We start from the raw sequence: 16,565 nt of genomic DNA on the forward strand, positions 1-16,565 counted from the left end.
CCTTAAACCAGACGCGGATTGACTTTTTCCGGGTCGATATTGAGCTTCTTGATGGCATCCGCCACTTCACTCGCTTCGATCACGCCCTGATCGGCCAGGCCTTTCAGTGCCGCGATGGTGACGTAGTTGCGGTTAACCTCGAAGAAACGGCGCAGCTGCTCGCGACTGTCGGAGCGACCGAAGCCGTCGGTGCCCAGTGCGATCACATCGCCATCGATAAACTCACGCAGCGGCTCGACGTAGGCGCGAATGTAATCGGTGGAAATCACAACCGGGGTCTCGTTGCCTTCGAACTGCTCGCTGATCCACGCTTTGCGCGGTGCTTCGGTCGGGTGCAGCATGTTCCAGCGCGCCACGTCCTGACCTTCACGGGCCGCTTCAGTAGCAGAAGTCAGGTTCCACACGTCGGAAGTCACACCAAACTGGTCGGCGAGGATATCCGCCGCTGCGAGAACTTCGCGCAGGATGGAGCCGGCACCCACCAGCTGTACGTGCTTCTTCGCTGCCTTGCCTTTTGCCGGCTTGCGACAATTGTTTTCCAGCTTGTAGATACCGCGGATGATGCCTTCCTCGACACCTTGCGGCATTTCCGGCTGCAGGTAGTTTTCGTTCTCGATGGTGACGTAGTAGAACAGGTTCTTCTGCTCTTCGTACATCTCCTTCAGACCGTGGCGCATGATCACCGCCAGGTCGTAACCGTAAGCCGGGTCGTAGCTCTTACAGTTCGGGATGGTGGCAGACAGCACGTGGCTGTGGCCATCCTGGTGCTGCAGACCTTCGCCGTTCAGGGTGGTACGGCCAGCGGTGGCACCGATCAGGAAGCCGCGCGCCTGCATGTCGCCCGCCGCCCAGGCGAGATCGCCGATACGCTGGAAGCCGAACATGGAGTAGTAGATATAGAAAGGCACCATCGGCACGCCGTGGTTGCTGTAGGCAGTCGCCAGGGCCATCCACGCGGACATGGCGCCGGCTTCGTTGATGCCCTCTTCCAGCACCTGGCCTTTCTTGTCTTCCTTGTAATACATGATCTGGCCGTGGTCGACCGGGGTGTATTTCTGCCCTTGAGAAGAGTAGATACCCAGCTGACGGAACAGGCCTTCCATACCGAAGGTACGGGCTTCGTCCGGTACGATGGGCGCCACGTTCTGGCCCATTTTTTTGTCTTTCACCAACACGGACAGCGCGCGTACGAACGCCATGGTGGTGGAAATTTCGCGGTCACCGGAGCCCTTGGTCAGTGCGTTGAAGGCATCCAGCTCGGGAATTTCCAGCTTCGCGACTTCGGTGCTGCGGGACGGTACCGGGCCACCCAGCGCCTTGCGGCGTTCGGCCATGTACTTCATTTCCGGGCTGTCGGGAGACGGCCGGTAATAAGGAACGTCTTCGATTTCCTTATCGGTAATCGGAATCGCGAAGCGGTCGCGGAAACGCTTCAGCGCTTCGGTGTCCATCTTCTTGACGTTGTGAGTATCCATCGCCGCTTCACCGGCGGCACCCAGGCCGTAGCCTTTCACGGTCTGCGCCAGGATCACGGTGGGCTTGCCCTTGCTCGCCATGGCTTCTGCATAGGCTGCGTAGACCTTGTACGGGTCGTGGCCGCCGCGGTTCAGCTTCATGATCTCGTCGTCGGAGAAGTCCTTGACCATCTCCTCGAGCTCCGGGTATTTGCCGAAGAAATGCTCGCGGGTGTAAGCGCCACCATTGGCCTTGAAGTTCTGCATCTCGCCATCGACGGTCTCGTCCATGACTTTCTGCAGCAGGCCTTTTTCGTCTTTCTCGAACAGCGGATCCCACAGGCGGCCCCACAGAACCTTGATCACGTTCCAGCCGGCACCGCGGAATACGCCTTCCAGCTCCTGCACGATCTTGCCGTTACCGCGCACCGGGCCGTCCAGGCGCTGCAGGTTACAGTTGACCACGAATACCAGGTTTTCCAATTTCTCGCGGCCTGCCAGGGCGATGGCGCCGAGGGATTCCGGCTCATCACACTCACCGTCACCCAGGAATGCCCACACCTTGCGATCGCCGCGCGGGGACAGGCCACGAGCAGACAGGTAGCGCATGATGTGCGCCTGGTAGATCGCCTGGATCGGGCCGAGGCCCATGGACACGGTGGGGAACTGCCAGTATTCCGGCATCAGCCACGGGTGCGGGTAAGAGGAGAGGCCATTGCCGTTCACTTCGCGGCGGAAGTTGTCCAGCTGCTCTTCGTCAAAGCGGCCTTCCAGGTAGGAACGGGCGTAGATACCCGGTGCGCTGTGGCCCTGGAAGAAGATCAGGTCGCCGCGCTCTTCCCCTTCGTTACCGCGGAAGAAGTAGTTAAACGCTACGTCGTACAGGGTCGCTGCGGACGAGAAGCTGGCGATGTGGCCACCCAGGCTGTCGCTGTTGGAGTTGGCGCGAACCACCATGGCCAGCGCGTTCCAGCGGATCAGGGAGCGGATACGACGCTCCATAAACAGGTCCCCGGGCATACGCTTTTCCGCTTCCGGCGGAATGGTATTGCGGTACGGGGTGGTAATGGCCGCCGGCAACTGAACGCCAGTGTTGGTGGCGCGGTCAGACAGCTGCTTGATCAGAAACGCTGCGCGTTCCTTACCGCTGTGGCGGATGACCGCCTGCAGCGCATCCAGCCATTCCTGCGTTTCCTGAATGTCGGTTTCTTCGTGCATCAAATGCTCCTCGGCGAATATACGACGTCGAGTCGGTTTTTTTATGGTCAGAATTTTTAGCTGCGCAACAGTAACTCATCCCCGGGAAATGACGCCCGGAATTGACACCCCGTTCGCCATTTCACCACCCCTATTGGCGGAAAAGCAGCGTTCACTGCCCAGCGTGTTGGCACTGTGAGTGAAAGGAGAGGAACTGTGCGACCTGAATACCGCCGGTTTTGAAACCGGCTCGACTTTGAATTCGGCGTTGAATTCTCGACCTGCTAAATGTAAGGCGGGCGCCTTGCGGCGCACAGGATTGCCCTCAAATAACAGGCGGCAAGTGCTCAAGCGGGGGCGATTGTAGTATTACTACAAACGTTTTTCCAGACAGGACGATTAGTAACAATTAAAACCAAATTGTAAAACAAATATTTGCCATTCGGCGCAATTACCGAAACAAATATCGGCCAAAGCAGGAATTCTTATTACATAATCGAGTCCAAAAAACCGATTCTGGTCACGCTTCTCGCCTGTACCGGGACCGGGGAAGGCCCTTCACAAGACGTCAGTACCAGGCACGATTAGGACCTGTGACTACAATTCCACCAGTTCATTCGCCCCAACATAGTCCGCGTACACAAGATAGCGCAGCGGCCCACCGGCGGTGACCGCATCGAAGGGATAGCAGGTCACCAACAGCAATCCCGGCGCGTCGGTAACCGGCAGGCGCTCGGTTTCGCTGTTTACGACCTTGGCGCCCCGTACCCGGTAGACATGCCAGCGCCCGCCCCTGTCCTGCAGGTGTACGTCGGCGCCGGGCTGTAATTCCCCCAGGCTGCTGAAGTGCGTATCGCGATGGGCGGCGATCACCGTGGTGCGCGGCTCGGCCAGATTGCCCGGCTCACCGGAACCGGTCATCAGGCCGGGACCAAACGCCAACGCCTGGCCACTGGTGCCCTGCAATACCGCCAGCGGTTTTTCTCCTGCCAGCTTCAACTGTGCCACCGGCACGGTGTCCGCCCAGGGCCACGGCTTGTGCGACTCTCCGCTGGCAATCTGGCGCTGCCAGGCATCGCTGATCAGGTACTGCGCCAGTTCTGCCTTCAGCAGCAGCCAGGCGCCGCCGCCCAGCTGCCAGAGCCCTGCGGTGATCAGCAATGCCGAAAACCAGGGGGCGAGTTTTACCGCCCGGATCACAACGGCATTCCCGGCTGGTGCCGCGAACGCCGACGGCGCAAATCGGGCACCACACGGCGCAGCCAGCGGCGCACAGTCCGCTCAACTCCCGCCATCCACTTGCGCAACAGGCGCGGTTTTAGCAGAAGGCCCTTGAGTGTCGCCGGTGCGCGCCCGATTGCCCGCAGCAGTCCACCCAGCGCCAGAAGGATCGCGGCGAACATTAACTGTCCGTATACGCCGGTGGCCGTGGAGGGATAGGTAAACGACTGCATCACCTGCCCCTTGGCAACGGCATTCGGTACCGGACTCGATTTCAGGGGTTCCGACTGCGGCCGCGCCGGGGTTTCTTCCACCGCGACAAAGCTGGTGTATGGGCTGAGCAACTGATACGCCAGGGCCAGCTCAAGAATATTTTCCCGCAGCGGATCGATCGCCTCCGGATCATTGATCGGGCCGCGCTCGCGCTGCTTGTCCCGCAGTGCGGCAATTTTTTCCCGCGCCCACAAACTGCCGATGCCTTTTGCCGAGGCTTCCACGGTGAGCTGGGCGAGAGACAGGCTGCGGGTAAATCGCTTGCCCGCCAGTCGACCGCTGATTACAAGCTCGCCGCTCTGGGGTTTACCCAGTGCATCGCCATCCACCCGTGCCAGCAAGCGGACTGGTTCCCCACGGTACAGGTCGGGCAAACGCTTGGGATACGACTCCACTTTCACCCCCTGGGGCCACTGGACCTGCAGGTCGGTCACCAGCGGGCTCTCCAGCTTCTGGAACAGCGCCCCCATTTTTGACTGCACTTCTGCGAGATCACCAATCTGCACAAAACTGCCGCGGCCGTACTGCGCTGCCTTGGTCATGAAAAAGCTGTTGGGCGCGGAACCGATGCCCACGGTAAACAGTCGGGTTTCCCCAAGGCGCTGGCGGATAATCTCGAACAGTGCGCGCTCGTTGCCTACCGAGCCATCGGTAATAAACACCACCTGGCGCACCAGCTCGCCGGCCTGGTGATCCAGCTGTTGCGACAGCGCTTCTTTAAGTGCCGGCGCCATTTCGGTACCACCGTTGGCCTGCAGCGACTCCACCCAACCGCGGGCGCGGGAGATATTGTCCGGCGTGGCCGCCATCGGGCGCGGAAAGAAACTGCGGTGATTGCTGTTGAATTCAATTATGTTGAAACGATCCACAGCGGTGAGGCGCGACAGCGCCAGCAACAAGCTTTCCTTTGCCTGGCGAATGGAGTTGCCGCCCATGGAGCCGGATGTATCCACCACATACACCACTTCCCGCGGCAATTTGCGCGCGGCATGATTGCCCTGGGGAGGCAGCAGTAGCAGCTGCATATATTGTGCCGAGGACTCGGAGGCCATCGCCGACTGTTCCGCAAACAGGGCCGCGGATGGCATCGCCGAGGTTTGCGGCCGCCAGGCAAGTACAAAGTCACGATCCATAGCCACAGCACCCTGCTTAAGGCTCACCCGATAGCGGTGGTTGTCTTCACGGCGGAAGCTCACCTCGTGATACGGGCTATAAATATCCGCCAGTGGCAGTCCCATGCCCAGGTCCACGGATATTTTCATCTGGTGACTGCCATCCCGGTCCGCCAGCTCATTCACCGGCATCATCACCGGCGTGATCTGATCGGCATCGGGCACCTGGTCCGACGGCAGCGACCAGCCGTGCGCGTTCAGCGCAACTGTCTGTGTGGAGGCAGCCGGGCTGCCCGGGACATAGCGCGGGGTCAGGGTACTCGGCAGGCGCAGGCTGAACTGGCCGCTATCAAAACGCAAAGTCTGCAAATAGCGCACCTGCACCAATATTTCTTCGCCCGGTGCAATATTGGCCATGCGGCTGGTAAACAGGTTCGGGCGCTGCTGCTCCAGCAGCGCCGCACGTTTCCCCGCCTCCCGCGCCGCCTTGTATACCTTGCGCGCCTGTTCCCGCTCGCGCACCTTGCCCACAATACGCCGCTCGCCGATCACGATTTCCATACCGTTAACCGCCGCATTTTCTGGCAAAGGCAACACATAAACGGCTTCCTGCCAGTCGTTGCTGGTATTGCGGAACTGCTGCTCCAGCGTTACCTCGGCAACCAGCCCGCGCACACGGATATCCACTTCGGTGCCCAGGTGAATAGCGGGGATATAACGTCCGGGCTCGCCGCTTTTGAACAGCAGATCGCCGCTGCCCGATTCATCCATGCCGACACGTTCAAAGGTTTCAACAGTGGATTCCGCGGCTTGCGCGCGTACGCCGAGGGCGGCAACAAGCACAGCGATTGCCGTCACCAGCAACAACAGCCAGCTGCCTCCGCGACTTTTGCGATAGCGGCGGCGGTAGTACTCATCTTGGGGAAGAATTACCAGCTCACGCTGAATACGGGGCGGATGAAAAAAGGGACGATTCACGATTGCCTCCAGACAATTGGTTTCTGGAGGCAATTAAACGGGAGCAAGTTGGCGGGGGGCGGGCCGAATTCCGGCCCTGCAGAGATCAAATATGGCGAATTGTGGCAGCGCCCGATTCAGACACAACAATCATTAGATCTGGTTGCGGCGAGTCTGCCAGGTAATCGGCCGCGCGTATTGGTCGACCTTGTCGTCCACCCCCAGCAACATCGCGAACAGTGCCATACGCACCAGCAGGCCATTGTCGGTCTGGCGGAAAATAGCCAGGCTGGGGTGCTCGTTCAAATCCGAATCCAGCTCGTTGGCCTCGGCACGGGAATCCCGCGGCAGCGGATGCATGATCACCGTGTTGGGTTCCGCGTGGCGGGTAAAGATATCCCGGTTCAGGCGGAAGCGGCCGCGGTAGCGGTCGGCGTCGGCCTGGGATTCAAAACGCTCTTCCTGGATACGGGTGGAATAGACGATATCCACATGTTTGATCGACGGCTCAAGCTGATCCGTAACGGTCACCTGATGCCCGGCCTCGCGCAGCTTCTCCACCACCGCATCAGGCATTGCCAGCTCCGCCGGCGATACCAGTACCAGCTGGACGTTTTTAAACAGACACAGCAGTTTGCACAGGGAATGCACGGTACGACCATGCTTGAGGTCGCCGATCATGGCGATGCGGAAGTTATCCAGGGAGCCGCCCTTGCCTTCCAACTCTTTGCGGATGGTATACAGGTCGAGCAGCGCCTGGGTCGGATGCTCATTGGCACCGTCGCCGCCATTCACGATCGGCACCCGGCTGGCCGCGGCAAATTCTGCGACGGATCCGGACTGCGGGTGGCGCATGCAGATCACATCGGAATACCCGGACAGAACCCGCGCGGTATCGTACAGGGACTCGCCCTTCGCCAGCGAGCTGGCAGAAACACCCACCGTCTCGCGCACTGTGCCGCCAAGCAGGTTGAACGCGCAGCCGAAGCTCACCCGGGTACGGGTGCTGGGCTCGAAAAACATATTACCGAGGATCGCACCCTCAAGAACCCGGGTGACTTTTTCCCGGCGGGCATAGGGGACCATGGTGTCTGCCACGGCGAAAATGCGGTCAATGTCTCCCCGTTCGAATTGGCTGACGGAAAGGATGTTGGCACCGATAAAGTCCATTGTTTCTCCACTGTTTGCGCCGGGATCGCCGGCTGCTTTACCGGGCGCGTATTCTACGCGGGAGACTGCCCGCGGAACAGAGAGTCTTTGCCTGCAGTATTATCCCAGCAGAGCGTCAGCCCAGGCTTCCAACTGATCCAGTAGTGCCGTGCGATCCGGGTACTCCTCCCGCAGCCGCGCGATCTCCTCGAAATAGGACTCCATGGTGATGCTGGCACCGAATGCCGGGTCGGTCAGGCGCTGATAGCGCCACTCTTCCCAGCGCTCGCCCTCCTCTTCACTCAGCGTTTCGGGAAAGTTGCGCGCCCTCAGGCGAAAGAGTAGCTCCGGCAATCGGGAATCGGAAAACGGGATCTCTGACGCGAGGGCCTGCGGGCCGCGGCTCGCCAGCGCACTGTGCAGCTGGCGGCACAGGTCGCGGTCGGCGTCATTCATGAAGCCGTCGTAGAGGCGCGCTTCCACATCCCGGGCGGGGAAATCGCCATCGAGGAAAACCCCGTGCAACTTCTCGGTCAGGTCCAGATCCCGCAGGGTTGCCCAGTGGGATTCGCAGGCCGCCTTGTCGATACCCAGCTCAGCGGCGCGCTGGTCGGAGAGCATGTTGGCCGGGGCGAGCACCGGGCAGCGGTTCATATGGATCAGTTTCAGCCCAACCGGCAACGCCCCTTCCGCCAGTTTGTCGCGGGCAGTGTAGAGACGCTCGCGCAGCGCCTCCGCGTCCAGGTCTAGTATCGGCTGAGGGTCCATGGCGAGATTCGCGCAGATCACGGCATTGCGGTTGACCGGATGCATTGCCAGGGGCAGCACATAGGTCAGGTGTCCGTGGCTGGCAGGTACCTTGCCAGAGATATGCAGCAGGGGCTTGCGCTCACGCGGGTTGAGTATCTTGGCCACCGCCTGTTTGCGGCGCAGGTTGTAGACATAGTCGTAGAGCTTGGGCTGCTTTTCGCGGATCAGGCGCGCCATATCTATGGTGGCGTGCACATCGGACAGCGCATCGTGGGCGCCCTCGTGGCTGATGCCATTGGCCGCGGTCAGCTCCTCGAGGCGGAAGGATGGCACCTTCGTCACGGTCCCGTCCGCACCGGTCACCTCCCGCTCGGGCCACTCGATGCCCTCGGGGCGCAGGGCGTAGGTCAGGCGCACCATGTCGATGATGTCCCAACGGCTATTGCCGGAGCGCCATTCACGCTCGTAGGGATCCAGCAGGTTGCGGTACAGGGTGTGGCGGGTGACCTCGTCATCAAAACGCAGGCTGTTGTATCCCACACCACAGGTGCCGGGGGCACCCAGCTCGTCGAGGATGCGACGGATAAACTCAATCTCCGGCAACCCCTCGGCAAACGCCTTCTGCGGCGCCAACCCGGTCACCAGCGCCGCCATCGGCTGGGGAAGGCAATCACTGGTGGGCTTGGCATAGATCATCAGTGGCTCACCGACGATATTGAGGTCTTCATCGGTGCGGATACCGGCAAACTGGGAGGGCTTGTCTGCGCCCGGGTCCACGCCCCAGGTTTCATAGTCATGCCAGTAAAGTGTGGTGCCGGACATCTCTCCCCCCGATAATTGCCGCAAAAGGCACCATGTTAACCCAGAATCGCGTCACTCCCCGTGCAGCTTGCAATGCTAAGGGGGCACATTAAAATCCCGCCTTCCTCTATATTGTCCAAGAATCCCAATTCGGATCAGCATTCCTTTATGAATATTCGCCAGCAGCTCAACGACATTTTCCAGACCGCCATGACCGCCGCGGGCATTCCCGCGGACTGCAGCCCGGCGGTGGCCCCGGCCAAGAAGGCGGGCTTTGGTGACTACCAGGCCAACGGCGCCATGGCTGCGGCCAAGAAAGTGGGCACCAATCCCCGCGAGCTGGCGGCGAAGATTGTGGATAACCTGGGCGACCAGCCCATGATCGAGAAAGTAGAGATTGCCGGCCCCGGCTTTATCAACATCCACCTGAGCGAGGACTGGATGGGTAAAACCCTGGCCGCCGCTCGTGCCGACGATCGCCTGAATATCGCCACCATCGCCGAACCCCAGACCGTGGTGCTGGACTACTCAGCGCCCAACCTGGCCAAGGAGATGCACGTGGGCCACCTGCGCTCCACCATCATCGGCGACGCCCTGGCGCGGCTGCTGGAATTCCAGGGACACAAGGTTATTCGCCAGAACCACATGGGCGACTGGGGCACCCAGTTCGGCATGCTGCTGGCGCACCTGTCGGACCAGATTCAGAAAGAAGATGCGGAAGTCGCACTGGCGGACCTGGAAAAATTCTACCGCGAAGCCAAGATCCGCTTCGATGAAGAGGAAGGCTTTGCCGACCGCGCACGGGAATACGTGGTGAAGCTGCAGGGCGGCGACCCCGAATGCCTGAAACTGTGGCAGCGCTTTATCGATATCTCGATCAGCCACAGTGAAGAGATCTACGAAAAGCTGAACGTCACCCTGAAGCGCAGCGACGTCTACGGCGAGAGCCGCTACAACGACGACCTGCCGGTGCTGGTGAAGGAGCTACTCGACCGCGGTATCGCCGTCGAGGATCAGGGCGCGGTTGTTGTCTTCCTCGAAGAGATGGCCGACAAGGAAGGCAATCCCAGCCCGATGATCATCCGCAAGCAGGGCGGCGGGTACCTGTACGCCACCACCGACCTGGCCGGTATCCGCTACCGCGCCAACCAACTGAAAGCCGACCGCATCGTGATTGTGGTGGACGCGCGTCAGTCCCTGCACCTGAAGCAGGCATTCACCACCGCGCGCAAGGCCGGTTTCCTGCCGGAAACGGTATCCCTGGAGCACTGCGCCTTCGGCACCATGATGGGCGAGGATGGCAAGCCGTTCAAAACCCGTACCGGCGGCACCGTAAAACTGGCCGCACTGCTGGACGAAGCGGTGGAGCGCGCCACCGCACTGGTTGCACAAAAGAATCCGGACCTGAGCCAGGAAGAGCGGGACCTGATTGGACGCGTAGTGGGTATCGGCGCCGTAAAGTACGCGGATCTCAGCAAAACCCGCACCAACGATTACGTGTTCAACTGGGACTCAATGCTGGCATTTGAGGGCAACACCGCGCCCTACCTGCAATATGCCTACACCCGCGTGCGCAGCATTTTCCGTCGCGCCGGTGTGGACCCGTCTGATCTGAAAGGCGACATTATCCTCGGTACCGACGCTGAGCGTGCGCTGGCGATCAAGCTGAATCAGTTTGGTGAAGTACTGGACCAGGTGGCCAAAGACACCTTCCCGCACGTGCTGTGTACTTACCTGTACGAACTGGCGAGTGCCTACATGGGCTTCTATGAAGCCTGCCCGGTACTGAAAGAGGGGGTAAGCGAAGAAGAGAAGCTGAGCCGACTGCAGCTGTGCGATCTGGTTGCGCGCACCCTGGCCACAGGTCTGGACCTGCTGGGTATCGAAGTCCTGGAGCAGATGTAAACGCGGTAAGTGTTCAGGCGCTCTCGCCGGAGAGTGCCTGCTGTAAAACCTGCTGGGCACTGGCGAGATCCGCATCGTGGATCAGCCAGAGTTCTGAAGACCAGTCCAGGTTGCCCGGTCCGCCGGGGCCACCCTGCCCTGCAGGAGGTGCCGGCTCCACCCGGGTCTTCTGGGTCAACACGGAATAACCGGCGGACTCCAGTAGATTTCGCAGATAACTACCGAGAAGTTGATCGTTGGTGGTGTAAATTTTACTCGCCATTTTGCGACTGACTAACCTTTCTTCACCGGGCTTGTGGCCCGGACTGCCCGAATACTGCCGATGCGGCAATCACTTCATTTTCCTATCGCAAGTTCTGTAACTAGGGGGTACACCGGTGCAGAATTTACGCGCAGGACCCTTATAAACATAGATCAAATGCGACGGCTCCGCCGGTTGTGAAAGAAATTTTTCCCGGAAAAACCGGACAGACCTGCGGACAGAAAACGCGCAGTGGCGACACGGTAACGTAGCAATTGAGACGGGGAATTCAGCGCGGTTTGGTCGTCACCAGCTCCAGCGGTGTTACCGGCCCTTTACCGGGCAGCGAGTGGTTGGGGGATACCCGCACTTCATCGGCCTCCGCACGCAGATCCGGGGTGTACAGCTGGTATTTGTTTTTGCCGTGACGTTTGGCGTGGTACATGGCGATGTCCGCCTTCTGCAGAATGGCCTCCAGGGTCTCCCCTTTTTCATCCACTGCCACCACTCCCACACTCATGGTAACGGTTACTTCGCTATCCTCGATTTTTACCGGCTGCGCCACGGTATTGAGCAACTTCTCGGCGAGAACCCGGTAGGCTTCAGGCTCCTTCAGGCCCCGCACCAGCACACAGAACTCGTCGCCGCCGAGACGCGCGACAATGTCCCCGCAGCGCATCACACTCAATAGCCGCCGCGCAATCACACACAGGAGTTCATCACCGCCTTGATGGCCCAGGGTGTCATTCACCAGCTTGAAATCATCCAGGTCGATAAAGAACACATAGCCCCGCTCCGGAACCGGTTCCGGCTGGTGCTCGCTCAGCTGCAGGTGAAACTCCAGTTGCTCAAGCAGGCTGTAGCGGTTGTCCAGCCCGGTCAGACTGTCGTGCATGGCAATCTGCTCTAGCTGCGCGGTTTTGCGGGTCACCATGTCATTCATGTCTTCCAGCTGGTCGCACATCGTCAGCCCGGTGTTATCCAGTACGTCCAGCTCGTCGAATTTATCTATGGATTTGAACACCGGGCGGATCAGTCGCCGCGCCTCATCGAAACGGCCATTGGTCAGCAACGGCAGCGCCTGGGCCAGTCGCCGCAGGCGCACGATCGGGCGCCACAGGGTACCTGCCACCGCGGCACTGAAGATCAGTGCACCCAGTACCGAGAACAGGAACAGCAGCTTCACCGACTGGTCGATGTGCTCTACCTGTTCCGAGACATCCTCGATAAATACAAACTGGGCACCCTGCTCATCCACATCCACCCGCATGGTGCGAATATCGAACTCCCGATCATCCAGCTCGAAAACCCGCAATCGATGCAGCTCGGACACAGCAGGCACCTCACCCGCAACCCCGGTAAGCAGCGGTAAAACCCGCTCCTGCGACGTTAGCGACAGGACCTCGCGCCGCCAGGATGCGAGATACTTGCTGCCGGCCTCCGCAGGCACCTCCTCCCGCTCCGCGGACAGGATGGCAATATCCGAACCGGTCATTTCACGAAAACGGCGCAACTGGTTTGTCAGCGGGCGATCCACCTGCAGAACATAATCGCCACCGCGGGCTCGCATGGGCAGCGACAGGCTCTGTACGCAGGTGTGCTCGCAGTGCACCAGATCCAGCGGCTGTCCGCGCAGGAGCACCTGTTTCACCTGGTCCGGGGTCAGTGCATTGTGCGGGGAACCCCAGCTCAATACCGGTTCGCTGCCCCCGTCATATACCTTGAGCGAGTGCAGATCCCAGCTGTGCTGCAGCAGTTCCCACTGCCGGCTCATCGTCTTGCGCAATTCATCCCGTGAAGAAATCCGTCCGCGCGGGCTCAGGGCAATCAGCTCTGCCAGTCGCGACAGCTCCTGCCGCGACTCCTCTAACAAACCGGAAACCTGGAACTGAAAATTGAGATGACGGTGCTCGCGGCTTTTGGCCAGCAGGGACTGCAGGCTGCCGTTACCGAGCAGAATAAAAAACAGGCACATCGCCACCACCAGCAGCAGCGAGAAAAGACTGGCTTTGAAGCGTAGAGTGTTGAGGTTGGCCAAATGCAACACGTAGAAGCCCCGATTCCCTGGGAGTGGATGTCCTGACGCCATTCTCCACTAGGCGCGCGGTACGAGGTCTACCGCACTCGACATCGACTACATTTTTATGTCCAGCAAGTATGGCGCAAATCATCGAATTCGACGTTGGAACTGGCGCCGCACAGAATAAAATAACGCCAACTAGCTCAGAACAGGATATATGTCACAAATTCGCGACTCTTTCAGCATAGATTTGACCTCAATGAGCGCGAATTGCCCACAATCCCTGCCGTTGCTAAGATGCGCGCCGGCCGGAACCCGCAGCAATACCGGGTCACAAACTGGCCATGAATACCGGTTGGGCGAGTAGACTCTGCCACACCAGTATTACCGGATGTCGATTGCACAGGCATCCAGCCCCGGCAACGCCGGCCCCAGTCAGGCCGCGCCCCTGCCATTGGCCCACTTTGCTATTTTTTACCGGTAGCTCCCGACATCAGCGCACCGGCTGCACATTCAGTGTTTACAGGAATCCATCCACCATGACCCAGCCTTCCCTCAAGCAGTTGGAACAGCACGACGCATTTATCCGCCGCCATATCGGCCCGGATGCGGCGCAGACCCAGGCCATGCTAAAAACCCTCGGGGTTGCCAGCCTGGATGAACTGATTGAAAAGACCGTTCCCGCCGCCATCCGCAAGTCAGACGACCTGGACCTGGCGGATGCCGTGGACGAGCAGGAGGCACTGGCGGAACTGAAAGCCCTGGCCAGCCGCAACAAGATCTACCGCACCTTTATTGGTATGGGCTATCACGACACCATCACCCCCAACGTGATCCTGCGCAACGTGCTGGAAAACCCGGGCTGGTACACCGCCTATACCCCCTACCAGCCGGAAATCGCCCAGGGTCGCCTGGAAGGCCTGCTGAACTTCCAGCAGATGATCATGGACCTCACCGGCATGGAACTGGCCAATGCCTCCATGCTGGACGAAGGCACCGCCGCTGCAGAAGCCATGGCCATGTGTAAGCGCCAGGTGAAGCGCAACAAGTCCAACACCTTCTTTGTGGATGCCGACTGCCACCCGCAAACCATTGCGGTAGTCAAAACCCGTGCTGAGCACTTCGGTTTCGACGTGCTGGTAGGCAACCCGGAAACCGAGCTGCCGGAAGAGCTGTTCGGTGCCCTGTTCCAGTACCCCGGCTCCACCGGTGTGGTACGCGACCTCACCGACCTGATCAGCAAGGTGCACGATGCTGGCGCCCTGGTGACCGTAGCCGCCGACCTGATGAGCCTGGTGGCCCTGAAAGCGCCGGGTGAAATGGGCGCAGACGTGGTGGTCGGCTGTAACCAGCGCTTCGGTATCCCCATGGGTTACGGCGGCCCGCACGCCGGTTTCTTCGCCTTCCGCGAAGCTTACAAGCGCTCCGCGCCCGGCCGGATCATCGGCGTTTCCGTCGACAGCAAGGGCAAGCGCGCCCTGCGTATGGCCATGCAGACCCGCGAGCAGCACATCCGCCGCGAAAAGGCCAACTCCAACATCTGTACCTCCCAGGTGCTGCTGGCGGTGATGAGCGCCTTCTACGCGATTTACCACGGCCCCGAGGGTCTTAAGAATATTGCCGCGCGTATTCAGCGCCTCACCGATATTCTCGCCGCAGGCCTGCAGCAGCTGGGCTTCGAACTCACCCACGAGAGCTGGTTCGACACCCTGACCATCAAGGTCGGCGACAAGCAGTCCGCCATTTTTGATCGCGCCATCGCCGCCGAAATCAACCTGCGCAAAGTGGGCAGCGACGCGCTCGGCATGAGCCTGAACGAAACCACCAAGCTGGCGGATGTCTCCGAGCTACTGGCGGTCTTTGCCGATGGCGAGCACGGCCTGGACCTTGGCAAGCTCGACAGTGAACTGGTCGCCAAAGGCCCCGCCGGTGTACCGGCCAGCCTGCAGCGCAACACGGACTTCCTGACCCACCCGGTATTCAACACGCACCATTCTGAAACCGAAATGCTGCGCTACCTGAAGACCCTGGAGTCCAAGGACATCGCCCTGAACCACAGCATGATCCCGCTGGGTTCCTGCACCATGAAGCTGAACGCCACCGCGGAAATGATCCCGGTGACCTGGCCGGAATTCGGCAAACTGCACCCGTTTGCCCCCGCTGACCAGGCCGAAGGTTACCGCGAGATGTTCAAGCAGCTGGAAGCCATGCTGGCAGAATGTACCGGTTACGACGCCGTCAGCCTGCAGCCGAACGCCGGCTCCCAGGGCGAATACGCCGGCCTGGTAGCAATCAAGAAATACCTGGAAGCAAAAGGCGAAGGCCAGCGCGATATCTGCCTGATTCCCGCCTCTGCCCACGGTACCAACCCGGCTTCCGCGATGATGGTCAGCATGAAGGTGGTCGTGGTTGCCTGTGACAACAAGGGCAACGTAGACGTTGCCGACCTGAAAGCGAAGATCGAAGAGCACGGCGACCGCATCGCCGCGCTGATGGTCACCTACCCGTCCACCCACGGTGTGTTCGAGGAAGGTATTCGCGAGATCTGCGAACTTATCCACAACGCCGGTGGCCAGGTGTACATTGACGGCGCCAACATGAACGCGCTGATCGGCGTGGCTGCGCCGGGCAAGTTCGGCGGCGACGTATCCCACCTGAACCTGCACAAGACCTTCTGTATCCCCCACGGTGGCGGCGGCCCCGGTATGGGCCCGATTGCCGTTGGCGAACACTTGAAGCCCTACCTGGCCGGTCACCCGGTGACCGAAGTGCCGGGCAATGACCCGGTCAATGGCACCATTTCTGCGGCTCCCTGGGGCTCTGCCAGCATCCTGCCGATCAGCTGGATGTATATCCGCATGATGGGCAAGCAGGGCATGAAGCTGGCGACCGAGACCGCGATCCTGAATGCCAACTACGTGGCCAAGAAACTGAGCGAGCACTACCCGCTGCTGTACAAGGGCAGCAATGGCTTTATCGCCCACGAGTGCCTGATCGACCTGCGCCCGCTGAAGGAAGCCAGTGGCATCACCGAGGAAGACATCGCCAAGCGCCTGATGGACTTCGGTTTCCACGCCCCTACCATGTCCTTCCCGGTGGCCGGTACCCTGATGATCGAGCCCACCGAGTCCGAGGCCCAGGAAGAGCTGGATCGCTTCGTGGAAGCCATGGCAACCATCCGCCAGGAAGCGGAAGACGTGGCCAGCGGCAAATACACCGCGGAAGACAACCCGCTGCACAATGCACCGCATACGCAAGACGACGTGATGACCGACGAGTGGACCCACGCCTACAGCCGCGAAGTGGCCGCCCGCCCGGCCGCCTGGCTCAAGCACCACAAGGTGTGGCCGGCGTCCAACCGTATCGACAACGTCTACGGTGACCGCAACCTGATCTGCTCCTGCCCGCCGGTTGAGAGCTATATGGACTAATCCCTCCGGATTAAGCCCATAAAAAAAGGCCGCCACCTGAAACAGGTGGCGGCC

9 protein-coding genes are annotated in these 16,565 nt (G+C 60.3%); 2 read left to right on the forward strand and 7 right to left on the reverse strand.

All coding sequences use genetic code 11. The features are described 5' to 3' along the window. Window positions 1–2: 2 nt before the first annotated feature. The 5 genes from aceE to sbcB form a co-directional block, all read right to left on the reverse strand. Window positions 3–2,672, reverse strand: a complete 2,670-nt coding sequence (aceE, locus tag HUW35_RS01620) for a pyruvate dehydrogenase (acetyl-transferring), homodimeric type (RefSeq protein WP_181253972.1) — start codon at window positions 2,670–2,672, stop codon at window positions 3–5. A 576-nt stretch (window positions 2,673–3,248) separates the two neighbouring features. Continuing rightward, a complete protein-coding gene (locus HUW35_RS01625) occupies window positions 3,249–3,851 on the reverse strand; it encodes a class GN sortase (RefSeq protein ID WP_255463416.1) in 603 nt (200 codons plus the stop codon). Beyond that, the gene (locus HUW35_RS01630; protein ID WP_181253973.1) at window positions 3,848–6,235 is read right to left on the reverse strand and encodes a marine proteobacterial sortase target protein; all 2,388 of its coding nucleotides are present in this window, start codon (window positions 6,233–6,235) and stop codon (window positions 3,848–3,850) included. The genes HUW35_RS01625 and HUW35_RS01630 overlap by 4 nt, the downstream gene beginning before the upstream one ends. 132 nt (window positions 6,236–6,367) lie before the next feature. Next, window positions 6,368–7,384 carry an aspartate carbamoyltransferase gene (locus tag HUW35_RS01635; RefSeq protein ID WP_181253974.1) on the reverse strand — a complete coding sequence of 339 codons (1,017 nt, stop codon included), beginning with the start codon at window positions 7,382–7,384 and terminating at the stop codon, window positions 6,368–6,370. A gap of 99 nt (window positions 7,385–7,483) precedes the next feature. Beyond that, on the reverse strand, window positions 7,484–8,935 hold the full coding sequence (gene sbcB, locus HUW35_RS01640) for an exodeoxyribonuclease I (protein WP_181253975.1): 1,452 nt from the start codon (window positions 8,933–8,935) through the stop codon (window positions 7,484–7,486). 147 nt (window positions 8,936–9,082) lie between these two features. Here sbcB and argS point away from each other — a divergent pair, with 147 nt between their 5' ends. Beyond that, window positions 9,083–10,819: an arginine--tRNA ligase gene (gene argS, locus HUW35_RS01645; RefSeq protein WP_181253976.1), complete on the forward strand. Its 1,737-nt coding sequence runs from the start codon at window positions 9,083–9,085 to the stop codon at window positions 10,817–10,819. Window positions 10,820–10,832: 13 nt separating this feature from the next. On the opposite strand, the gene HUW35_RS01650 is transcribed toward argS, so the two are convergent. Next, a complete protein-coding gene (locus tag HUW35_RS01650) occupies window positions 10,833–11,081 on the reverse strand; it encodes a hypothetical protein (protein ID WP_181253977.1) in 249 nt (82 codons plus the stop codon). A 268-nt stretch (window positions 11,082–11,349) separates the two neighbouring features. Then, window positions 11,350–13,107 carry a diguanylate cyclase domain-containing protein gene (locus tag HUW35_RS01655; RefSeq protein ID WP_181253978.1) on the reverse strand — a complete coding sequence of 586 codons (1,758 nt, stop codon included), beginning with the start codon at window positions 13,105–13,107 and terminating at the stop codon, window positions 11,350–11,352. Window positions 13,108–13,619: 512 nt separating this feature from the next. Between HUW35_RS01655 and gcvP the strand changes: the two genes are divergently transcribed. Then, window positions 13,620–16,511 (forward strand): aminomethyl-transferring glycine dehydrogenase, encoded by a 2,892-nt coding sequence (gcvP, locus tag HUW35_RS01660; RefSeq protein ID WP_181253979.1) that lies wholly within the window; start codon window positions 13,620–13,622, stop codon window positions 16,509–16,511. The last annotated feature ends 54 nt before the right edge of the window (window positions 16,512–16,565 follow it).

The organism is Microbulbifer sp. YPW1 (assembly GCF_013367775.1).
GTDB lineage: Bacteria > Pseudomonadota > Gammaproteobacteria > Pseudomonadales > Cellvibrionaceae > Microbulbifer.